At 71.6% G+C, this 20,595-nt stretch carries 20 protein-coding genes and 1 tRNA gene; 15 read left to right on the forward strand and 6 right to left on the reverse strand.

Annotated elements, in window-relative coordinates; translation table 11 throughout:
• The first annotated feature begins 3 nt into the window (after window positions 1-3).
• From DEJ30_RS15520 to DEJ30_RS15540, 5 genes are all read left to right on the forward strand, one after another.
• Complete coding sequence (locus DEJ30_RS15520; protein WP_110862600.1) at window positions 4-1,146, forward strand: iron chelate uptake ABC transporter family permease subunit; 1,143 nt, start codon at window positions 4-6, stop codon at window positions 1,144-1,146.
• Window positions 1,143-2,126, forward strand: coding sequence for an ABC transporter ATP-binding protein (locus DEJ30_RS15525; RefSeq protein ID WP_110862601.1), 984 nt, complete (start codon window positions 1,143-1,145; stop codon window positions 2,124-2,126). The genes DEJ30_RS15520 and DEJ30_RS15525 overlap by 4 nt, the downstream gene beginning before the upstream one ends.
• Before the next feature lie 11 nt (window positions 2,127-2,137).
• The gene (locus tag DEJ30_RS15530; protein ID WP_110862602.1) at window positions 2,138-3,157 is read left to right on the forward strand and encodes an ABC transporter substrate-binding protein; all 1,020 of its coding nucleotides are present in this window, start codon (window positions 2,138-2,140) and stop codon (window positions 3,155-3,157) included.
• A gap of 112 nt (window positions 3,158-3,269) precedes the next feature.
• Window positions 3,270-3,839, forward strand: a complete 570-nt coding sequence (locus tag DEJ30_RS15535; RefSeq protein WP_220032969.1) for a GNAT family N-acetyltransferase — start codon at window positions 3,270-3,272, stop codon at window positions 3,837-3,839.
• Window positions 3,840-3,894: 55 nt separating this feature from the next.
• Window positions 3,895-4,086 carry a hypothetical protein gene (locus DEJ30_RS15540; RefSeq protein WP_110862603.1) on the forward strand — a complete coding sequence of 64 codons (192 nt, stop codon included), beginning with the start codon at window positions 3,895-3,897 and terminating at the stop codon, window positions 4,084-4,086.
• 44 nt (window positions 4,087-4,130) lie between these two features.
• Here the strand turns inward: DEJ30_RS15540 and DEJ30_RS15545 are convergent, their stop codons facing one another.
• Window positions 4,131-4,625, reverse strand: coding sequence for a MarR family winged helix-turn-helix transcriptional regulator (locus DEJ30_RS15545; protein WP_110862621.1), 495 nt, complete (start codon window positions 4,623-4,625; stop codon window positions 4,131-4,133).
• Window positions 4,626-4,729: 104 nt separating this feature from the next.
• Here DEJ30_RS15545 and DEJ30_RS15550 point away from each other — a divergent pair, with 104 nt between their 5' ends.
• On the forward strand, window positions 4,730-5,662 hold the full coding sequence (locus tag DEJ30_RS15550) for an NADP-dependent oxidoreductase (RefSeq protein WP_110862604.1): 933 nt from the start codon (window positions 4,730-4,732) through the stop codon (window positions 5,660-5,662).
• A 59-nt stretch (window positions 5,663-5,721) separates the two neighbouring features.
• The gene (locus DEJ30_RS15555; RefSeq protein ID WP_110862622.1) at window positions 5,722-6,711 is read left to right on the forward strand and encodes an alpha/beta hydrolase; all 990 of its coding nucleotides are present in this window, start codon (window positions 5,722-5,724) and stop codon (window positions 6,709-6,711) included.
• Window positions 6,712-6,729: 18 nt separating this feature from the next.
• On the opposite strand, the gene bla is transcribed toward DEJ30_RS15555, so the two are convergent.
• Window positions 6,730-7,632: a class A beta-lactamase gene (gene bla, locus DEJ30_RS15560; protein ID WP_375231883.1), complete on the reverse strand. Its 903-nt coding sequence runs from the start codon at window positions 7,630-7,632 to the stop codon at window positions 6,730-6,732.
• Window positions 7,633-7,734: 102 nt separating this feature from the next.
• On the opposite strand from bla, the gene DEJ30_RS15565 reads away from it, so the two are divergent.
• A complete protein-coding gene (locus tag DEJ30_RS15565) occupies window positions 7,735-8,292 on the forward strand; it encodes a GNAT family N-acetyltransferase (RefSeq protein WP_110862606.1) in 558 nt (185 codons plus the stop codon).
• A gap of 160 nt (window positions 8,293-8,452) precedes the next feature.
• Here the strand turns inward: DEJ30_RS15565 and DEJ30_RS15570 are convergent, their stop codons facing one another.
• Window positions 8,453-9,934, reverse strand: a complete 1,482-nt coding sequence (locus DEJ30_RS15570) for a mannitol dehydrogenase family protein (RefSeq protein ID WP_110862607.1) — start codon at window positions 9,932-9,934, stop codon at window positions 8,453-8,455.
• A 185-nt stretch (window positions 9,935-10,119) separates the two neighbouring features.
• On the opposite strand from DEJ30_RS15570, the gene DEJ30_RS15575 reads away from it, so the two are divergent.
• From DEJ30_RS15575 to DEJ30_RS15595, 5 genes are all read left to right on the forward strand, one after another.
• Window positions 10,120-10,758 carry a TetR/AcrR family transcriptional regulator gene (locus DEJ30_RS15575; protein WP_181420172.1) on the forward strand — a complete coding sequence of 213 codons (639 nt, stop codon included), beginning with the start codon at window positions 10,120-10,122 and terminating at the stop codon, window positions 10,756-10,758.
• An 87-nt stretch (window positions 10,759-10,845) separates the two neighbouring features.
• Window positions 10,846-13,497, forward strand: coding sequence for an MMPL family transporter (locus DEJ30_RS15580; protein ID WP_110862609.1), 2,652 nt, complete (start codon window positions 10,846-10,848; stop codon window positions 13,495-13,497).
• Window positions 13,498-13,728: 231 nt separating this feature from the next.
• The gene (locus tag DEJ30_RS15585; protein ID WP_017888357.1) at window positions 13,729-14,172 is read left to right on the forward strand and encodes a MarR family winged helix-turn-helix transcriptional regulator; all 444 of its coding nucleotides are present in this window, start codon (window positions 13,729-13,731) and stop codon (window positions 14,170-14,172) included.
• Window positions 14,173-14,223: 51 nt separating this feature from the next.
• Window positions 14,224-14,436 (forward strand): hypothetical protein, encoded by a 213-nt coding sequence (locus DEJ30_RS15590; RefSeq protein WP_017888356.1) that lies wholly within the window; start codon window positions 14,224-14,226, stop codon window positions 14,434-14,436.
• Window positions 14,437-14,500: 64 nt separating this feature from the next.
• A complete protein-coding gene (locus tag DEJ30_RS15595) occupies window positions 14,501-15,595 on the forward strand; it encodes an alkene reductase (protein ID WP_110862610.1) in 1,095 nt (364 codons plus the stop codon).
• Window positions 15,596-15,914: 319 nt separating this feature from the next.
• On the opposite strand, the gene DEJ30_RS15600 is transcribed toward DEJ30_RS15595, so the two are convergent.
• The 3 genes from DEJ30_RS15600 to DEJ30_RS15610 all read right to left on the reverse strand — a co-directional run bounded on the left by DEJ30_RS15600 (window position 15,915) and on the right by DEJ30_RS15610 (window position 18,334).
• Window positions 15,915-15,987 (reverse strand) — tRNA-Arg (locus DEJ30_RS15600).
• A gap of 110 nt (window positions 15,988-16,097) precedes the next feature.
• Entirely contained in the window at window positions 16,098-16,883 is a 786-nt protein-coding gene (locus DEJ30_RS15605; RefSeq protein ID WP_110862611.1) for a dienelactone hydrolase family protein, read from the reverse strand.
• Between the two features lie 29 nt (window positions 16,884-16,912).
• On the reverse strand, window positions 16,913-18,334 hold the full coding sequence (locus tag DEJ30_RS15610) for a glucose-6-phosphate dehydrogenase (protein WP_110862612.1): 1,422 nt from the start codon (window positions 18,332-18,334) through the stop codon (window positions 16,913-16,915).
• 76 nt (window positions 18,335-18,410) lie between these two features.
• On the opposite strand from DEJ30_RS15610, the gene DEJ30_RS15615 reads away from it, so the two are divergent.
• Together DEJ30_RS15615 and DEJ30_RS15620 are read left to right on the forward strand one after the other, a co-directional pair.
• Window positions 18,411-19,568 carry a Gfo/Idh/MocA family protein gene (locus tag DEJ30_RS15615; RefSeq protein ID WP_181420173.1) on the forward strand — a complete coding sequence of 386 codons (1,158 nt, stop codon included), beginning with the start codon at window positions 18,411-18,413 and terminating at the stop codon, window positions 19,566-19,568.
• Window positions 19,565-20,491 (forward strand): sugar phosphate isomerase/epimerase, encoded by a 927-nt coding sequence (locus DEJ30_RS15620; RefSeq protein WP_110862614.1) that lies wholly within the window; start codon window positions 19,565-19,567, stop codon window positions 20,489-20,491. The genes DEJ30_RS15615 and DEJ30_RS15620 overlap by 4 nt, the downstream gene beginning before the upstream one ends.
• The last annotated feature ends 104 nt before the right edge of the window (window positions 20,492-20,595 follow it).

The following is a 20,595-nucleotide window of genomic DNA, read 5'->3' on the forward strand; positions in this document are numbered from 1 at the left end:
GCGGTGCGCAGCACCGGGAGCACGCCCGGCAGCACGCCCGGCAGCACGCCCGAGACCATCACGCCGGGCACGCCCGCCCCCGCCGCCCACACCCCCGGCCGCGCCGGCATCCGCATCGGCCCCGTCGGCCTCGCCTGGCGCCCGCGGGTGTTCTGGTACACCGTCGGATCGCTCGCCACCGTCCTGGTGCTCATCGTGATCGGGACGGCGGTCGGCTCGACGTGGATCGCTCCCGGGGTCGTCATCCGGTCCCTGCTCGGCCTGGAGTCCGGGCCGGACGCCTTCATCATCACCACCCTGCGCCTGCCCCGCGTGCTCACCGGCGCACTCGTCGGCCTGACGCTCGGGGTCGCCGGCGCGCTCACCCAGACCTTCACCCGCAACCCACTCGGCACCCCGGACATCATCGGTGTCACCGCGGGCGCGAGCGTCGGTGCGGTCGCGGCCATCGTCCTCGGCGGCGGGACGTACTCGGTGTCGTCCCTGGTGCTCGGGGGCGGGATCCCGGTGGCCGCGACGATCGGCGCCCTGGTCGCTGCGGTCCTGGTGTACGGCCTGGGCTGGCGCGGCGGCGTGCAGAGCTACCGGCTCGTGCTGGTCGGCATCGGCGTGAGCGCGACGCTCGACGCCGTGACCAGCTACCTGCTCGTCCGCGCGAAGATCACCGTCGCCACCGCGGCGTCGCAGTGGCTCGTCGGCAGCCTGTCGAGCACCTCGTGGGAGAGCGTCTGGCCGCTGCTCGTGGTGGCCGCCGTCGCGGTGCCGATCGCACTGGCGACGAGTGCGGCGCTCGGCATCGGGCAGCTCGGCGACGAGGTCGCGACGGGCGTCGGACTCGGCGTCCAGCGGCACCGGCTGCTCGTCATCGCGCTCGCGGTCGTGCTGACCGCCGCCGCCGTGGCCGCCGCGGGGCCGGTCGGCTTCGTCGCGTTCGTCGTGCCGCAGGTCGGGCTCCGGCTCGCCGGCACGAACCGGCCGCCGCTGCTGCTCGCCGGTGCCCTCGGCGCCGTGCTCGTGCTCGCCGCCGACCTGCTGTCCCGTTCCGCGTTCCCGTGGCAGGTGCCGGTCGGCATCATCACCACCGTGATCGGGGCGCCGTACCTGATCTGGCTCCTCGTCCGTCACCGCAAGGAGATGTCCCGATGACAGCACCGCACCAGAACCAGCACGAGCACCAGCACCAGCACGAGCACCAGCACCAGCACCAGCACCAGCACCAGCACCAGCACGACACCCCCGTCCTCGAAGCCACGGGCCTGTCCGTCGGCTACGACCGCCACCCCGTGCTGCGGGACCTGGACCTGCGCATCGAACGCGGCACCGTCACGACGTTCCTCGGTGCGAACGGCTGCGGCAAGTCGACGCTGCTCAAGGCGTTCGGCCGCGTGCTCAAGCCGCAGGCCGGCGAGGTCCTGCTCGACGGCACCCCGATCCGCAGGGAGCCGAACCGCCAGGTGGCCCGCAAGCTCGCGATCCTGCCGCAGTCCCCCGTCGCCCCCGCGGGCACCAGCGTGCTCGACCTGGTGATGCGCGGCCGGAACCCGCACCAGTCGTGGGCGAAGCCGTGGACCGCCGAGGACGCGGCCGTCGCCGAAGCGGCCATCGCCGCCACCGGTCTGACCGAGGTCGCACACCGTGACGTCACGAGCCTGTCCGGCGGGCAGCGTCAGCGCGCCTGGATCGCCATGGTCGTCGCGCAGCAGGCCCAGACACTCCTGCTCGACGAGCCGACGACCTACCTGGACCTCGCGCACCAGCTCGAGGTGCTGCGGCTCGTCCGGCGGCTGAACCGCGAGCAGGGTTCGACGATCGTGATGGTGCTGCACGACCTGTCGCTCGCGGCGCGGTACTCGGACCGGCTCGTGGTGCTGCACGACGGCGGGGTCGTCGCCGACGGCACACCCCACGACGTCCTCACCCCGGCACTGCTCGAGCACGCGTTCGGCCTGCACGCCCGGGTGTTCCCCGACCCGGTGACCGGTGCACCGATGATCGTGCCCGAGGCGGACGAGCACGACCCCGTCCCGAGTGCCCCGACCGAGCACACGGTCCCGAGTGCCCCGACCGAGCACACGGTCTCGACGAAAACCGAAGACGTGCTGGCGAGTGCCGCGAACTTAGGTTAGCCTCTCCTAACGTGAAGACCTCCCGACGTGGCCACCTGCGCGCCGCCCTCCTGACCTCCGTGACCGTCTCGGCACTCCTCCTGACCGGCTGCTCGAGCACCGGCAACTCGAACGACTCCGACTCCGACGGCGGCACCGCCGCGTCGAAGGCGTGGTCCTACGAGGACGCCACGGGCGCCACCGTGAAGGTCGACCACACGCCGAAGCGTGTCGTCGTGCTGAACGACATCGCCCTGTCGTTCATCGAGTACGGCCTGAAGCCCGTCGGCACCTTCGGGCAGCTGACGATGGCGAAGGACGCCCGCTTCGAGGGCCTGGACACCGACGGCATCACGCAGCTCGGCACCGCCTACGGCGACATCGACCTCGAGCAGCTCGCCGCGCTCAAGCCCGACCTCGTCGTCACCTCGGTCTACCCGACCGACGCCAAGGGCACGCTCGACACGAAGCAGCCCGGCTACGGCTTCAAGGACACGGCGCAGGAGAAGCAGATCGAGGCCATCGCGCCCGTCGTCCAGGTGAAGTGGGGCGGCAAGGGCGAGGACGTCATCGAGACGATCGCGGAACTGTCCGAGTCCCTCGGCGCGAAGGAGTCGACGGTCGACGCCGCCGAGGAGCGCTTCGACACCGCGGCCGACGAGCTCGAGAAGGTCTCGAAGGAGAAGGACCTGTCGGTCGTCTCGATGTACGCCGACGGTGACGGCGCCTACGTCACCCGCCCGACCGACGAGCCGTCGCTGCAGATGTACGCGTCGTACGGGGTCGACTTCGTCAACCCGAAGCCCGAGGGCTTCTACTGGGGCATCTACTCGTGGGAGAACGCCGGCCAGATCACCGGTGACGTGCTGCTGCTGTCGCAGCAGGGCTACCAGGTCGCCGATCTGGAGAAGCAGCCGACCTTCGCCGACAACGCCGCACTCGAGGCGGGCCAGGTCCACAGCTGGACGTTCCCGGCCCTCGACTACGCGTCGCAGGCCGACTACATGACCAAGCTCGCGGGGTGGCTCGAGGACAGCAAGAAGCTGTCCTAGGACCCACACCCACGGCGGCCTGGAGGCGCGGTGCCAGCTGGCACCGCGCCTCCAGGCCGTTCGTGGTTCCGTTCCGGTGGCGGGATCACCCGGACCGGAGGATCATCGGCCCATGGAGTACTCGACGGCGATGCTCACCGAGGAGACGTGGCCCGACTTCGCCGCGCTCGTGACCCGCAGCAACGGCGTGTGGGGCGGGTGCTGGTGCATCGGTTTCCACCCGGACGGCCCACGCGGGACGCCCGACCCGACGGTGTCCCACCAGGAGGCGAAGCACCGACACGTGCGGAACGGCACGAACCACCAGGTGCTCGTCTACGCCGACGGCACGGCGGTCGGCTGGTGCCAGTTCGGGCGGCCGGTCGAGCTGCCGACGATCCTGAACCCCGGTGCCTACGCCCGCGAGGCCGGCACCTCGCCGGACTGGCGGATCGGCTGCGTGTTCGTCGAGTCCCGACACCGCGGCCAGGGGGTCGCACGCGCCGCGGTCACGACCGCGCTCGACCAGATCCGACGGGCGGGCGGCGGGACGGTCGAGGCCTACCCGGAGCAGACGGTCGAGCGGAAGCCGCAGCGCGGGGCCTACCTGCACACCGGACCGGAAGAACTGTTCACGCAGTTCGGGTTCGTGCGCGACCGCCGCATCGCGAAGTGGCGGTGGGTGATGCGCACGACCGTGTGACCGGCGTGCCCGCTCGACGCCGCACTGCCAGCCCGGCGCGCGTACCGTGGGCGCTGTGACACGCACCGCTCCGGTACGACCGCATCGCCTCGCCCTCATCGGCGCCGCCGTGGCCCTGGTGATCGGGGTCGGACTGCTCTTCACCCCCTGGGACGGGCCGGTCATCGTGCTCGCCTGGGCGCTCATCGTCGCCGCGGTCGTCCTCGGCGCCGTCACGCTGTTCCTGGTGCGGGCACCCCGCAGCTAGACCGCGAGCCCCGGCTGGCGCGACGGCGCAGCGCAAGCGTTCCGTCAGCTGCGCCGCCGCGCGCCCGCGGACCGTGGTGGGTTCGCGCGCAGGTGCTCCGCCGCTCCCCCGAGGATCCGCGCGAGGTCGTCGACGTCCGCGTCCGACATCGACGCGAACAGCAGGGTGTGCAGCGCCTCGATGTGACCGGGGAAGACGGCTGCGAGGACGTCACGACCGCCCCGGGTGATCGTCACGACCGTGCTGCGTTCGTCGTCGGGCGAGGGCCCGCGGGTGACCAGCCCACGCTGCTCGAGCAGTTGCGCCTGGTACGTCAAACCGCTGCGGCTGTAGACGACCCCGTCGGCGAGGTCGGTCATGCGCTGCTGCCCGCCCGGTGCGTCACCGAGCCGGGCGAGCAGCTGGAACTGCACGTAGCTCAGGCCGCCCACGTCGCGCAGCTGCCGCTCGACCGCGTGGCGCAGCAAGCTGCTCACCTCGGTGAAGGCGAAGTACGCCCCGAGCTGCGTCGGGGTCAGGGAGTTCGGCGCATCCGTCACGGAACCCATCCTACCTGTTGCTTCGAGTTCGAAGCAGTGCTAGCGTCATCGTCAGTTGCTTCGAACTCGAAGCACAACGAGCAACACCGACGAAGGGCACGATCATGCAGGCAGTACGGTTCCACGAGGTCGGCGGTCCCGAGGTGCTCCGCACCGAGGACGACGAGCAGCCCACCCCGGGTGCCGGGCAGGTGCGACTCCGCGTCGCCGCCTCGGCGTTCAACGCGGCGGACAACGGGATGCGGGGCGGGTTCCTGCCGATCCCGGTCCAGCTGCCGCACGTCCCCGGCTACGACGTGTCCGGCACCGTCGATGCGCTCGGCGACGGTGTCGAGGGGATCGCGATCGGGGACGCCGTCATCGCGTTCCTGCCGATGGAACTCGACGGCGGGGCGGCCGAGTACGTCATCGCCCCGGCGGACGCGGTGGTCGCCGCACCGACGAGCATCCCGCTGGCCGACGCGGCAGCACTGCCCTCGGTGGCACTCACCGCGTGGCAGGCCCTGTTCGACGACGGTCGGCTCGAGGCGGGCCAGCGGGTCCTCGTGATGGGCGCCGGCGGTGTCGTCGGGAAGTACGCGATCCAGCTCGCCGTCCGCGCCGGGGTCCACGTCATCGCGACGGCGAGCCCGCGCAGCATCGAGGCCGTCCGGGCGGCCGGCGCCCACGAGGTGATCGACCACACCACCACCGACGTCCGCGCCGCCGTGACGGAGCCGGTCGACGTGCTGCTCAACCTCGCCCCGATCGACCCGCAGGACTTCGCGGCACTGGTCGACGTCGTGCGCGACGGCGGCGCGGTCGTCAGCACCACGGCGTTCATGGCCACACCGGGCGACGAGTCCCGCGGGGTCCGGGCGGCGACGGTGTTCGTCCTGCGCAACCGAGAACGCCTGGCGGAGCTGGTGTCCCTGGTCGACGCCGGGGCGCTCACGGTCGAGGTCACCCGGCGCATCCCGCTGACGGAACTGCCGTCGCTGCACGCCGAGGCGGCCGCGGGACGGATCAGCGGCAAGGTCGTGGTCCTGGCCGGGTGACCGCCGCACGACCCCGCCGCACCAGCACCACCCGCAGCACCGCCGGATACGCTCGGCGCATGACGGACCAGGGGTGGCACGAGGACGTGCTCGGAGCACCGTACGAACGGCTCGAACTGCCGCTCGGCACCGACTCCGAGGGCCCCGTCGTCGCCACCCTGGTCCGCCGCCGGCACACCCCGACGGACCTGCTGCTGCACGGTCGCGGGCCCCTGCACGGGGTCGACGTGCTCTACGTGCACGGCTGGTCGGACTACTTCTTCCAGGTCGAGCTCGCCGAACGCCTCGAGCGGCTCGGTGCCCGGTTCCACGCGCTGGACCTGCGGAAGTACGGTCGGAGCCTGCGCCCCCACCAGACCCCGGGCATGGTCGACGACCTGGCGGTGTACGACGAGGACATCGCCGCAGCGCTCGACGCGATCTCGGCCGAGCACCCCGGCTCGGACCGCCGCCGGCTCGTCCCGATGGGCCACTCCACAGGCGGCCTGACCCTGTCTCTCTGGACCGCTCGGCACCCGGAGCTCGTGCACGGCCTCGTGCTGAACAGCCCCTGGCTCGAGTTCCAGGCCACCGCGGTCGGCCGGGCCATCGTCGCACCGGTCATCAAGCTCGGTGCCCGTCGGAACCCCCTCGCTCCCATGCCCGCCGTCGACCCCGGCTTCTACACCCGCACCGTCTCGGCCGAGGGCGAGGGGTCGTGGACCTACGAGCAGAAGTGGCGGCCGGAGCGCGGGTTCCCCCTGCACCCCGGTTGGCTCGCCGCGGTCTTCGACGGCCAGGCACAGGTCGAGAAGGGCCTCGGCATCGGGGTCCCGACCCTGGTGATGCTGAGCGACAAGAGCATGCTCCAGCCGCGGTGGGACCCCGGGATGGCGCGGGCCGACGTCGCCCTGAACGTCGACACGGTGGCGCACCGCTCGCTCTCCCTCGGCGAAGAGGTGACGGTCCGCCGGCTCGAAGGCGCCCTGCACGACGTCGTGCTGTCCGCGCCGGAGGTGCGGGAACGGGCGTACGACGCCATCGGGCGCTGGGCGACCACGCTCCGCTAGTCCCGCGACGCTGGCGACTCAGTCGGTCAAACCGGCGACCGCGGCACGGGTCGCCGCGGCGACGAGCGCGTCCGACGGCTCCGCGTCGGGATCGGCCCGGCTCGTCATCACCACGAGCACGATGGGTGCCCGCCCCGGCGGCGTCACGATCGCGATGTCGTTCCGCACCCCGTAGGACGCCGTGCCGGTCTTGTCGGCGACCCGCCACGACGGGTCCACCCCGGCACGGATCGTCGCGTCGCCGGTCATGTTGCCGAGCATCGCCTCGCGGAGCACCCGCCGGTCGGCGGCGTCGAGGGCGTCCCCGAGCAGCACGGTCCGGAGGTCCGCCGCGAACCGTTCCGGCGTCGTCGTGTCCCGCCGGTCGCCCGGGGTCGCCTCGTTCAGGTCGGGTTCGACCCGGTCGACATGCGTCGTCCGGTCCCCGACGCCGCGGAGCCACCGCTCGACGGCGTCCGGCCCGCCGAGCCGCTCCACCAGCAGGTTCGCCGCGGTGTTGTCGCTGGAGCGGAGCGCAGCGTCGATGAGCTCGCGCACCGTCATCCCGGTGTCGACGTGCTCGCTCGTCACGGGCGCGTACTCGAGCAGGTCGCCGCGGTCGTAGTGCACGACGGCCGCCAGGTCGGCGTCGGACGAGGCGTCGAGGACCGCCGCCGCGATGAACACCTTGATCGTCGACGCGAACGCGAACCGCTCCCCCGCGCGGTGCGCGATCGTCCGACCGTTCCCGGTGTCGACGGCGACGACCCCGAGCCGTGCGTCGTACCGCTGCTCCAGCGCCGCGAAGACCCGGGCGGTGGCCGGGTCGGTCGACGGCGCCACGGACTCGGAAGCCGACCCAGAACCAGAAGCCGTTGCAGAAGCCGACGCCGACGACGTCGGCCCGGTCGTCGCCCCACCCGGGCCGCCGGAGCACCCCACCAGCCCGCCCAGCACCAGGGCCGTCAGGGCCGCGGTCGTCGTCTTCGTCCCACCTCGCACGCCCCGAGCCTGCCCGATGACCGTGCAACTACCCTGAGCGGCATGCCAGCTCCCGCCGTCCGACTCACCCGCCTGGACCCCGCCGGCGCCGACCGCCAGGAGTTGCTCGCGTTCCTGACCTCCGAGGAGTTCCCGTTCCACGTCCGACGCCACATCAGCGCGGCCGACGCGGCGAGCGCCGTCGACTCCGGTGCCTACCGCGACGACGAGCACGACACCTCCTGGCTCGACCACGACGACCACGGCCGCATCGGTCTGGTCCGCCTCGAGGACCTGGCCGACCCCGTCCCCCTGTTCGACCTGCGCCTGGCCGGTCGGTTCCGGGGTCGGGGCCTCGGGGTCCCCGCCCTGCGTGCGGTGACCGACCACGTGTTCCGGACGATGCCTGCGATCACCCGCTTCGAGGGGCAGACCCGCGAGGACAACACCGCCATGCGACGGGTCTTCGTCCGCGCCGGGTGGGTGCAGGAGGCCCACTACCGCGAGGCGTGGCCCGTCGACGGCGGCCCGGCCGTCGGGTCGGTCGGCTACGGCGTGCTGCGCCGCGACTGGGAGACGGGCGAGACCACCCCGGTGCCGTGGGACGACGTCGCGCAGTGAGCGGCTGACGGTTCTGGTTCACGATCCTCGGGGTTCGCGAACCGGAACCGTCAGCGCGCGGACACGAACCGCCGTCCCACGCCCGTCACGCGGGCAGCAGGCGGACGGGAGGCCCGTGGCGGCGCCGCCACGGGCCTCCCGTCCGTATGTCGGTCGCGTCTCAGGACCGCGACAGGCGCGTAACGGTGGCGTGCGCGCCGTCCGCGATGAGCCCATCCAGGGCGTCGCGGTACGCGGCGACGAACCGTTCGTCGTCGACCAGGTCGCCGAAGACCTGGCGGTTCGCGATGAAGGCGAGACGGTCCTCGCGCTGGGTCAGGGCGATGCGGTGCAGGGGTTCGGCGAGCCGGTCGACGATCTCGATGGGCTCACCGGCCTCGTCCGTGCCCTCGTCGTAGCGGGCCCACGACGCGACGATGCCGGCGGACAGCGTGACGGGCCGACCGGTGGCCAGGTTCTCGCGCACGACGGGGAGCAGCCACTTCGGGATCCGGTCGCTCGACTCGGCGCAGAGCCGGGCGAGGGTATCGCGCACCTCGGGGTTCTGGAAGCGCTCGATCAGGGTCGACTTGTAGTCCTCGAGGTCGATGCCGGGGACCGGGTGCAGCGTCGGCGTGCTCTCTTCGTCCATGTAGCGGCGCAGGAAGGTCGCGATGGCCGGGTCCTGCGTGGCCTCGTGCGCGTAGCGGTACCCGGACAGGTACCCGAAGTAGCAGAGCCCCTGGTGGCTGGCGTTGAGCAGCCGGAGCTTCATGAGTTCGTACGGCTCGACGTCATCGACGAGCTGGACGTCGGCGTCCTCGTAGGGCGGGCGGCCGGCGGGGTGGTCGTCCTCGAGCACCCACTGGAAGAACGGTTCGGCGACGACGGGCCAGGCGTCGTCGATGCCGAGCTCGTCGCGGACCCAGGCGCGGTCCTCGTCGGCGGTGACCGGGGTGATGCGGTCGACCATCGAGTTCGGGAACGCCACGTGCTCGTCCATCCAGTCCGCGAAGGCCGGGTCCTGCAGCCGGGCGTAGGCGGTGAACATCGACCGCGCGACGTGCCCGTTGCCCTGGATGTTGTCGCAGGACATCACGGTGAACGGGTCGAGGCCGCGGTCCCGTCGGCGACGCAGCGCCTCGACCACCAGGCCGAACACCGAGCGGGGCGGGCCGTCGCCGCGCAGGTCGGCCGCGACGCCGGGCTCGTCGGCGACGAACTCGCCGGTGACGTGGTCGAAGTTGTAGCCACCCTCGGTGATGGTCAGGCTGACGATCCTGGTGTCCGGGTGCGCCATCTTCTCGACGACGGCGTCCGGGTCGTCGACGGCGAGCAGGTACTCGACGATGCTGCCGATGACACGGGACTCGCGGGTGCCGTCCGGGTGCTTGAGGACGAGCGTGTACAGGCCGCCCTGCTCGGCCATCGCGGTCGCCATCCGACGGTCCTGCTCGAGCACGCCGACGCCGCAGATGCCGTACTCGCGGGCTTCGCCACGCTGCAGGAGCCGGTCGATCACCATCGCCTGGTGCGCGCGGTGGAACCCGCCGACGCCGAAGTGGACGATGCCGGCGGTGATGCCGTCGCGGTCGTAGGTGGGCACGACGACACCGCTCGCGGCGATCTCGTCGAGGGTCTCCGGGGACAGGCGGACGGGCATCGGGTACTCCTTCGTACGGCGGCGGATCCGCGGGCGGTGGCGCGGCGGTTCGTCCGTCCAGTCTGGCACCCGACACCTCCGACAGAACAACGGTGCAGCACGGGCGTTCTGCACCGGGGGACGAACCTGGGGATGCACTCAACCTCGTTGCACCGAGTGCATCGATGCACCTAGTGTTCGATCTCGTGACCGTCGCGACCGACCGCCGTGCTGCCCTCAAGGCGAAGCACCGCGCGGCGATCCTGCAGGCCGCTCGCGACCTGATCGACGAGCGCGGCGGCCGCGACTTCAGCGTGGACGACCTCGCCGCCCGGGCCGACATCGCCCGGCGCACCGTCTTCAACCACTTCGCCTCGCTCGACGAGGTCCTGCTGGCCGTGTGCGAACAGGAGCTGTCCGTCATCATCGACCGGTTCCTCGCCGACATGGCCCGGACCCCGGTGGGCGACGGCAGCCGGGCGTCGATGTTCGACGAGCTCGAGTCCGCCGCCCGCGGCGCCGACCTGGCTCCGGCGATCGCCAGCATGTACCGGATCCTCGGCGACCCCGGCAAGGACGACCCGAAGGCCGCGGTCCTGACCCAGACGGCGTTCTCGCGTGTGACCGAACGGCTCCGGCACGAGGTCGCCCGGCGCTACCCGGCCGCCGACCCCCTCGACGCCGCGCTGCTCGTCGAGTCGCTCATGAGCGGCATCGTCGTCATCGCGGAGCACTGGCTGGCGACGTCCGGCCCCGAGCTCGACCAACCGGCGCTCGACGCGTGGGACGACCTGCTCGCACGACTCGTGCACAGTGTCCGCAGCGGCTACATGGCCGACGACTGACACCGCCCCACCTCCTCATCCCCCAGGGGTCCACCGGCGCACCCCGCACCACCAGCACCTGACAACGAAAGGACCGCAGGCAACCGCATGGCCGGTCTCCTCTACCGTCTCGGACGGTTCTCCGCACGACGCCACTGGCTCGTGATCATCACCTGGGTCGCGATCATGGCCGTCGCGGGCGTCACGTACACGCTCTTCGCCGGCACGATCTCGTCGTCGATCACGATCCCGAACACCAAGACCAGTCAGGTGCAGGACCAGCTCGCCGACAAGTTCCCGTCGGCGAACGGCGGCAACGGCACGATCGTCTTCGAGACGAAGGACGGCAAGGCGTTCTCGTCGTCGCAGCAGTCCGAGATCGACGACTTCCTGACCGGCCTCGAGGAGCTCGACGGCGTCAAGGGCACGACGAGCGGCTTCGACACCCAGCAGCAGCTCGACGACCAGCGGCAGAAGATCGTCGACGGGCGTGACCAGATCGAGTCCGGTCGCGCGGAGATCGAGACCGGCCAGCAGCAGCTCGACGCGCAGAAGGCGCAGCTCGAGTCCGGCAAGCAGCAGATCGCGGACGCCCAGGCAAAGCTCGACGCGCAGAAGGCCCAGGCACAGGCAGCCGGCGGCGCAGCGGTCCCCGCTGCCCAGGCCCAGGCTGCGGCCGCCCAGCTCCAGCAGGCGCAGGCGCAGATCGACGCCCAGCAGGCCCAGATCGACGCCGGTGAGCAGCAGCTCGCCGACGCCCAGAAGACGATCGACACGAACAAGCAGAAGCTCGACGACAACGAGCAGGAGCTCGAACAGGGCTCGGACCTGCTCGACCTGTCGAAGGACATCCGCTTCGTGTCGGACAACGGCAGCGCAGCGATCGGCACCGTGCAGTTCACGAAGTCGACCTACGAGGTCCCCGCGGACACGAAGACCGCCATCGCGGACGACGCCGAGTCGGCCGACATCCAGGGCGTCAACGTGTACGTCTCGAACGACATCGCACAGGGTGTGCCGTCGATCCTCGGCCCGGGTGAGATCGGCGGTGTCATCATCGCCGCGATCGTGCTGCTCCTGATGCTCCGCACGGTCATCGGCGCCGCGGTCCCGCTCGTCAGCGCCGTCCTCGGCGTCGGCGTCGCCTCGCTCACCGCCCTGTCGTTCTCGAGCGTCGTCGAGTTCATCTCGGTCACGCCGGTGCTGGGGGTGATGCTGGGCCTGGCGGTCGGCATCGACTACTCGCTGTTCATCCTGAACCGGCACCGCACCCAGCTGAAGCAGGGCATGCAGGTGCACGAGTCGATCGGGCTCGCGAACGGCACCTCGGGCAACGCCGTGGTGTTCGCCGGTGCGACGGTCATCGTCGCGCTGCTCGCGCTGAACATCACCGGCATCCCGTTCCTCGGCCTGATGGGCACGGTCGGTGCTGTCGCGGTGCTCTTCGCGATCCTCATCGCGACCTCGTTCACCCCGGCCCTGCTGTCGCTCATCGGCATGCGGATCCTGCGGAAGAAGGAGCGCGCGAAGATCGGCAACACCGACTCCACGCGGATCCCGAACAAGCCGATGTCGAGCTGGCGCGCGGTCATCACGCTCGTCCTCGGTGTCGCGGTGCTGGGCACCATCGCCCTGCCCGCGACGCAGATGCGCCTCGGCCTGCCGAGCGGTTCGTCCGAGGCCGTCGAGTCGAGCCAGTACAAGGCGTACAAGACGCTCGAGAAGGAGTTCGGCGCCGGTCAGAACGGCCCGCTGCTCGTCGTGGCGACCCTGCCGGAGTCGATCAGCAAGAGCGACGTCACCGCGACCGAGGTCACCATCGGCCAGGCGATCGCGAAGAACGACGACGTCAAGGCCGTCCTGCCCATCGGCGCCTCGAAGGACCGCGACATCATCGCGTTCCAGGTGAAGCCCGCCGGCGGCCCGGACAGCATCTCCACCGAGGACGTCGTGAAGGACCTGCGCGAGCAGACGGTCTCCACCGACGACGGCAAGGTCACCCTCGGCGTCGCCGGCAACGCGTCGGCGAACATCGACGTGTCCGAGAAGCTCTCGAACGTGCTGCCGCTCTACCTCGTGGTGGTCGTCGGGCTGTCGCTGATCATCCTGATCATCGTGTTCCGGTCGTTCCTCGTGCCGATCACCGCCACCGCCGGGTTCATCCTGTCCGTCCTGGCCTCGTTCGGTGGTCTGACCGCGATCTACCAGTTCGGCTGGCTCGGCTCGGTCTTCGGTGTGCACGACCCGGCACCGATCCTGAGCTTCCTGCCCATCATCGAGATCGGGATCCTGTTCGGTCTGGCGATGGACTACCAGCTGTTCCTGGTGTCCGGCATGCGTGAGGCCTACGCCCACGGTGCGAGCGCGAAGGTGGCCGTCCAGCGCGGTCTGCACGCGGGTCGCGCGGTGGTCACGGCGGCGGCGATCATCATGATCTCCGTGTTCGCGGGCTTCATCTTCTCGGACTCGTCCACCATCAAGCCGATCGGCTTCGGGCTGGCGTTCGGTGTGCTGATCGACGCCTTCGTCGTCCGCATGCTGCTCATCCCGTCGGCGATGCACCTGCTCGGCAAGAGCGCCTGGTGGTTCCCGAAGTGGCTCGACCGCATGGTGCCCGACGTCGACGTGGAGGGCGCGAAGCTCGAGCGCACCCACCCGGTCGCCGGCCACGAGGACACGCACACCGGCACCCACGCGCTCCCCGTGGAGCCGGACGCGACCACGCACGACTCGGGGCACCCGCCCGCGCACCGCGCGTAGTCGACGCACCAGCGCCACCACCCTGGAGGCCCGGTGCCGGTCCACGAGACCGGCACCGGGCCTCCAGGCCGTTGCGCCCACCGCCCCGGGGCGGTGCCCCTCCCGCATACGCATGTTCCGACGTTCCACGCGTTGATCGACGGGTGGAATGTCGGAAGATGCACACGCATCGAAGCGTCGCACCCACTCGGCGCACGCCACTTCGTGCACGAACGAAGTACCCTGGGGCGCATGACCCAGACCGCACCGGACCCGCTCGCGCTCGACCGGCAGCTCTGCTTCGCACTCGCGGCGACGAGCCGCAGCGTCATCGGGCTGTACCGCGACCTGCTCGAACCGATGGGGCTGACGCACCCGCAGTACCTCGTGATGCTCGCCCTGTGGGAGCGGGACCCGCGGTCGGTGCGCGAGATCGCCGGCGAGCTGCGACTCGACTCGGCGACGCTGAGCCCGCTGCTCAAGCGGCTCGAGGCCTCCGGCTACGTCCGCCGCACCCGCAGCGCCGCCGACGAACGCCAGCTCGAGGTCTCCCTGACGACTGCTGGGCACGCCCTGCGCGACCGAGCCCAGGCGGTGCCGCTCGCCGTCGCCGACCGGCTCGGGTGGCCACTCGCCCGGCTCGAGTCCCTGAAGGACGAGCTGACCGAGCTGCTGGAGCGCGTCGACCAGGTGTGATCCGTGGCCATCGGTGCCATAATGGTTCGTGCACGAACGAAAGGATGCACCGTGGGACGCTTCGGCCAGTGGTACGAACGGTGGAACACGACGCTCATCGACAAGATGGGCCCCTCGCAGATCGGCGCCGGTCGCCCCGAGGGCATCGACGACCGGACGATCGACCGGGGGTGCCCCCTGTGCGGCAAGCCCCTCTCCCAGCACCAGGTGATCCGGCCCGAGGGCCAGGTCCGCTCGTCGACGCTGGTGTGCCCGCGCGACTGACCGCACTGCCTGAAGAAGTGCTCCGAGGTGGAATTGCATCGGACAACTCGTCGTTCGCCCTGAGGTGAAGCTCTTCGAACCCGCCTCCATCGGCGCCCTGTCCCTGTCGAACCGCGTCGTCATGGCCCCGCTCACGCGCACCCGCGCCGGCGAGCACGGCGTCCCGAACGACCTGCTCGTCGAGCACTACCGACAGCGCGCCGGCCTCGGCATGATCATCACCGAGGGCACCTGGCCCGTGCAGGAGGGCCGCTCCTACCCGGGGCAGCCCGGCATCGAGACCGACGACCAGATCGCCGGTTGGCGCCGCGTGACCGACGCCGTGCACGCCGCCGGCGGCACGATCGTCATGCAGCTCATGCACGGCGGCCGCGTCTCGCACACCGACATCTCGCAGACCCCGCGCATCGTCGCCCCGTCCGCCATCGCCGCCCCCGGGCAGACGCACCTGGCCGACGGCTCGAAGGCCGACATGCCCGTCCCGCACGAACTGACCACCGCCGAGGTGCAGGAGGCGGTGCAGGGCTTCGTGCAGGCCGCCCGCAACGCGATCGCCGCCGGGCTCGACGGTGTCGAGGTCCACGGCGCCAACGGTTACCTGGTGCACGAGTTCATGTCGCCGGTGTCGAACACCCGCACCGACCAGTACGGCGGCTCCCCCGAGAACCGCGCGCGCTTCGCGATCGAGGTCACCACCGCCATCGCCGAGGCCATCGGCGCCGACCGCACCGGCATCCGCCTGTCGCCCGAGCACGGGATCCAGGGCGTCATCGAGGACGACGCCGACGACGTCCGCGCCACCTACACCGCCGTCGCCGAGGGCCTCGCGCCGCTGGGGCTCGCCTTCGTCGACGTCCTGCACGCCGAGCCGACCGGCGACCTGGTGCAGCACGTCCGCCGCACCGCGGCCGCGCCGTTCATCGTGAACTCGGGCTTCTCGTCGCTCACCACCCGCGACGAGGCCATCGCGATCGTCGAGGGCGACCACGCCGACGCCGTCGCGGTGGGCCGCGCCGCGATCGCCAACCCGGACCTCGCGCACCGCTGGGAGCACGACGCCGAGCTCAACGAGCCCCGTCCGGAGCTCTTCTACGGCGCGACCGCCGAGGGCTACACCGACTACCCGTCGCTGGCCGAGGCGCGCGCGACCGTCGCGTAGTCGACGCACCGACAGATCGGACGGGAGGCCCGTGGCGACACCGCCACGGGCCTCCCGTCGGTCGTGCGGGACCGAGCGCTTCACCGGACGCGCCCAGCTCGGCGTAGCGCAGGGCGCTGTGGCACCGCTCTTCACGTCCTTCGGCATCGCCGGTGCGTCGGAGGTCGTCGCGGCCGCGGAACCGTACTCCCCCGCCACTTCGTGAGCAGGAACGGAGTCGCACGGACGTGACGCGACGCACGGGCCCGGACCCGCAGCCGTGCAACGACGAAGGGCCCCGGTGGAATCCACCGGGGCCCTTCGTCGTTCTGCTTGCCTGTGCGCTCGAAGGGACTCGAACCCCCAACCTTCTGATCCGTAGTCAGATGCTCTATCCATTGAGCTACGAGCGCGTGGCCTTGCGGCCGTGGAAGACTCTACAACAGGTGCGGCCCGGGCGCCAATCGAGGCGCTCCGGCCCCCGTGCTCGGCGTGTCGCGAGCGGTCTCCGACGGCCGCACCGTCACAGCGCCGCGGGCTCCTCGTCGAACACCTCGGCCAGGAACACCCGGAGCGCCTGCCACGATCGGCGGCCGGCACGCTCCTGGTACTGCGCGCCGTGGTCCGGGGCGTCGGTGCCGGGCACCGCGAACGCGTGCATCGCGCCGGAGTACGTCACGACCTGCCAGTCGACGTCCGGCGCAGCCCGCATCTCGTCCTGCCACGCGTGCACGGCATCGTCCGGCACGACGGGGTCGGCGCCCCCGGTGAGGACGAGCAGCTTCGCCCGGATGTCCGCGGCGTCCGAGGGGTCGTGTGCGATGAGGCCGCCGTGGAACGCCACGGCACCGACCAGGTCGGCCCCGGTCCGTGCGAGTTCGAGTGCGGTCGAGCCGCCGAAGCAGTACCCCATCACGACGACGCGGGCGGGGTCGACGTCCGGGTCGGCGAGCAGTCGCTCGAGCCCGGCGGTGGCGCGGGCCCGCAGCAGCGGCAGGTCCCGGTAGAAACCGCCGGCGACCTGCGCCGCGGTGTCGTCACCTGGGCGGATGCCCGCACCGTAGACGTCCGCGCCGAAGGCGACGTAGCCGAGTCGGGCGAGCATCGTCACCCGGGCCTCGACGTGCTCGTTCACGCCGTGCCAGTCGTGCACGACGAGGACGGCCGGACGACGGCCCGCGATCGCGGCGTCCTTCGCGAGCACACCGAGCAGTTCGGTGCCCTCGTGGTCGTAGGAGACGTCGTCGACACGGATGTCGGCGCCGGCGGGTTCGGGAACGGTCTGCAGGACGTCGTCGGTGGTGTTCACGTCGCCCGACGCTACGCCGCCGCTCGGGCTCAGGCCTCGATGTTGTCCCAGCCGTCGGGGCCGACGGACCCGGCGGCGTACTCGTCGAGGGGTGCCCCGCCGGCCTTCCACGCGTCGAGGAACGGCCCGACGACCTTCCAGCCCTGCACGGCGCTGTCGCCGCGGACCGACAGCGTGGCGTCGCCCTCGAGCACGCCGGCCAGCACCTCGCCGTAGGCACTCAGGCGCCCGGGGTTGAAGGTCACCTCGAGGCTCGTGTGGTCGATCGTGTACGGGTCGCCGGCACCGTTGACGTTGAGCTCGAGCTGCATCTCGTCCGGGGCGATCCAGATGCGCAGCCGGTCGGGCAGCTCGGTGCCGGTGAGCCCCTCGGGCACGTGCGGGGAGTCCTTGAACGTGATGACGATCTCGCGGCGCTGCGCGGCGAGCGCCTTGCCGGACCGCAGGGTGAACGGGACGCCGGCCCAGCGCCAGTTCGCGATCTCCAGGGTGAGCTGGGCGAGGGTCTCGGTTCCGAGCGACGGGTCCACGCCGTCCTCGTCGACGTACGACGGCAGCTGGCGGTCCCCGACGGTGCCGGCGGTGTACCGGGCGCGCTTGCCCGCGGTGACGACGTCGCCGCCCCACGGCCGGACGGCCCGCAGCACGAGCTCCTTCTGGGTGCGGAGGTCGTCGGCCTTGATCGAGGCGGGGGCCTCCATCGCGACGACGGCCATCACCTGCAGCAGGTGGCTCTGGATCATGTCGGTGAGCGCCCCGGCCTTGTCGTAGTAGCGCGCCCGGCCCTCGAGCCCGAGGGTCTCGTCGTAGACGATGTCGACGCGCTCGACGTGCTGCGACGACAGCAGCGGTTCGATGATGCGGTTGGCGAAGCGCAGCCCGAGCAGGTTGAGCACGGTGGAGCGGCCGAGGAAGTGGTCGACGCGGTGGATGCGCTCCTCGGGGATGAACGAGTGCAGCAGGTCGTTGAGGTGCGAGGCGCTGTCGGCGTCGGTGCCGAACGGCTTCTCGAGCGCCAGGCGGGTGCCGGCGGGCAGGTCGAGGTGGGCGAGCTGCTCGCAGCTCTTCTCGGTGACCGCCGGCGGCAGTGCGAAGTAGATCGCCGGGTCGTGGTCGCACGCGGCGAGCAGTGCCCGCAGGTCGTCCGGGTCCGTGACGTCGGCCTTCCGGTAGGTCGAGGCGTCGACCACGGCCTGCAGTCGGTCCGGCAGCGACGTCTCGCCCGAGGCGCCCTCGTCCTCCTCGTTCTTCGACGCCTGCGCGTTCTCGAAGGACTCGCGCACCTGCGCCTTCCAGTCGGCGTCGGACAGGTCCTCGACACCGGCCCCGACGAGCTGGACGTCCCAGTCGTCCTTCACCTGGAGCAGGGTGGCGAGGCCGGGCAGGAGCAGGCGCTTGGACAGGTCGCCGCTGGCGCCGAGGATGAGCAGGCTGGTCTGGAGGCTCGACATGCACCAGACCGTACTCACCGTCCCCCGGGGACGGCCGGGCCGCTACGGTGGTGTCAGTCCGGCGCGAGGGAGCACCATGAGCAGTGGGTACGAAGGGCGACGCCTCCGTGTCGCCGTGGTCGGGACGGGCATGATCGCCGGGGTCCACGCCCGGGCGGCCCGGGCCTCCGGTGCCGAGGTGCTCGGTGTCCTCGGCCGGAACGCCGCCCGGTCGGAGCAGGTGGCGGCGCAGCTCGACCTGCCCCGCGGCTACGCCTCCCTCGACGAGGTGATCGCCGACGCCCCCGATGTCGTGCACGTCTGCACCCCGAACGACCAGCACCACCCGCAGGCGCTCGCGGTGATCGCGGCCGGCATCAACGTGGTGTGCGAGAAGCCCCTGGCGATCGACCCCGCCCGGGCCGCTGAACTCGTCGCCGCCGCTGCCGAGGCCGGTGTCGTGGCCACGGTGCCGTTCGTGTACCGGTACCACCCGATGGTCCGCGAGATCCGGGCGCGCATCGCCGACGGGGAGCTCGGCCGGCTGCTCGCGGTGCACGGCCACTACCTGCAGGACTGGATGCTCGACGAGGACGCCTCGAGCTGGCGGGTCGACCCGACCTCGAGCGGGCTGTCCCGCGCGTTCGCGGACATCGGCTCGCACTGGTGCGACCTGGTCGAGTTCGTGACGGGGGAACGCTTCGCCTCGGTGTCCGCGGCGACCGACATCGTCTACCCGACCCGGCCGGCGGCGTCCGGTCCGTCGTTCTCCGGATCCCCGGACCCGGACCCGGTGGCCGACGCGGCCGAGCGCGCCGAGGTCACCACCGAGGACACCGCGGTCGCGACGTTCCGCACCGCCACGGGCCGCATCGGCAACGTCGTGATCTCGCAGGTCGCCTCCGGCCGCAAGAACCGCCTGTGGTTCGAGGTCGACGGCACCCGCGGCAGCGCGGCCTTCGACCAGGAGCAGCCCGAGTCCGCCTGGTTCGGCAACGAGCGCGGCGCACAGATCGTCGTCCGCGACCCGTCGCAGGGGTACCCCGACCAGCGCCGGTTGGCGGTCGTCCCGGCCGGGCACCCGCAGGGGTACCTCGACGCCTTCGCGGCCTTCGTCGCCGACACCTACACCGCGGTCCGCACCGGGGTGGCTCCCGACGGGCTGCCGACCTTCGCGGACGGCGCCCGCTCTGCCGACATCATCGAGGCCGTGATCGGCAGCGCGGCCGAGACGACGTGGCGGGAGATCCGGTGAAGCTCGGCATGCTGACCGCCTGCCTGCCCGGCTGGTCGCTCGACCGGATCGCCGGGTTCGCCCAGCAGCAGGGCTACGAGCGGCTCGAGGTCGCCGTCTGGCCGGGCACCGGCGGCCGGGACTTCGAGGCGGCGCACCTGCCGGTCGCCACGTTCACCGACGAGGACGCCCTGGCCACCCGCGACCTGCTCGACCGCACCGGCCTCGAGATCTCCGCGCTCGCGTACTACGAGAACAACCTGCACCAGGACCCGGAGCGCCGTGCCGCGGTGCGGACCCACCTCAAGCACGCGATCGACACCGCGCAGGCGCTCGGCATCCCCTACGTCGGCACGTTCATCGGCCGTGACACCACCAAGTCCGTCCGCGAGAACATGCGCGAGGGCGACCGGGTCCTGCCCGAGCTCGTCGACTACGCCGGCGAGCGCGGCGTGCGGCTGATCATCGAGAACTGCGTGATGGAGGGCTGGCACCCCGACGGGTACCCCGGCAACATCGCCTACTCCCCCGAGCTCTGGGGCTGGGTGACCGGTCTGGGCTTCGGCCTGAACTGGGACCCGTCGCACCTGACGTGGATCGGGATCGACCCGGTCGAGACGATCCTGCCGTTCGCCGAGCACATCGTGCACGCCCAGGCGAAGGACCTCGAGCTGTTCCCCGAGCGGCGCAACGCCTACGGGTTCTTCGGCAAGGTCGACAAGGGCGACGACCCGTGGGACATGGGGTGGTGGCGGTTCCGGGTGCCCGGCCGCGGTGTGGTGGACTGGCCGCACGTCGTCGACCGCCTCTACGAAGCGGGCTTCGACGGCACGCTGAGCGTCGAGCACGAGGACCCGCTCTGGGGCGGCACCGACGACAGGGTGCTCGAGGGACTGCGCATCGCGCACCGCACGCTCCGTCCGCTGATCGCGCAGGAGCCGTAGCGACCACGGGCACTGGCCGGGAGGCCCGGACCACGTGACCGACGTCGGTCACGCGATCCGGGCCTCCCGACCAGAGCCTGTGAACGGACCCGTGCGCGCCCGCG

The organism is Curtobacterium sp. MCPF17_003, from assembly GCF_003224385.1.
Classification (GTDB): Bacteria; Actinomycetota; Actinomycetes; order Actinomycetales; family Microbacteriaceae; genus Curtobacterium; species Curtobacterium flaccumfaciens.

Bases quoted from the DNA above. Each gene is read 5' to 3' on its own strand.
- DEJ30_RS15525 (WP_110862601.1), top strand. From the start codon at position 1,143: ATGACAGCACCGCACCAGAACCAGCACGAGCACCAGCACCAGCACGAG.
- DEJ30_RS15535 (WP_220032969.1), top strand. From the start codon at position 3,270: ATGGAGTACTCGACGGCGATGCTCACCGAGGAGACGTGGCCCGACTTC.
- DEJ30_RS15550 (WP_110862604.1), top strand. From the start codon at position 4,730: ATGCAGGCAGTACGGTTCCACGAGGTCGGCGGTCCCGAGGTGCTCCGC.
- DEJ30_RS15555 (WP_110862622.1), top strand. From the start codon at position 5,722: ATGACGGACCAGGGGTGGCACGAGGACGTGCTCGGAGCACCGTACGAA.
- DEJ30_RS15565 (WP_110862606.1), top strand. From the start codon at position 7,735: ATGCCAGCTCCCGCCGTCCGACTCACCCGCCTGGACCCCGCCGGCGCC.
- DEJ30_RS15570 (WP_110862607.1), bottom strand. From the start codon at position 9,934: ATGCCCGTCCGCCTGTCCCCGGAGACCCTCGACGAGATCGCCGCGAGC.
- DEJ30_RS15580 (WP_110862609.1), top strand. From the start codon at position 10,846: ATGGCCGGTCTCCTCTACCGTCTCGGACGGTTCTCCGCACGACGCCAC.
- DEJ30_RS15585 (WP_017888357.1), top strand. From the start codon at position 13,729: ATGACCCAGACCGCACCGGACCCGCTCGCGCTCGACCGGCAGCTCTGC.
- DEJ30_RS15610 (WP_110862612.1), bottom strand. From the start codon at position 18,334: ATGTCGAGCCTCCAGACCAGCCTGCTCATCCTCGGCGCCAGCGGCGAC.
- DEJ30_RS15615 (WP_181420173.1), top strand. From the start codon at position 18,411: ATGAGCAGTGGGTACGAAGGGCGACGCCTCCGTGTCGCCGTGGTCGGG.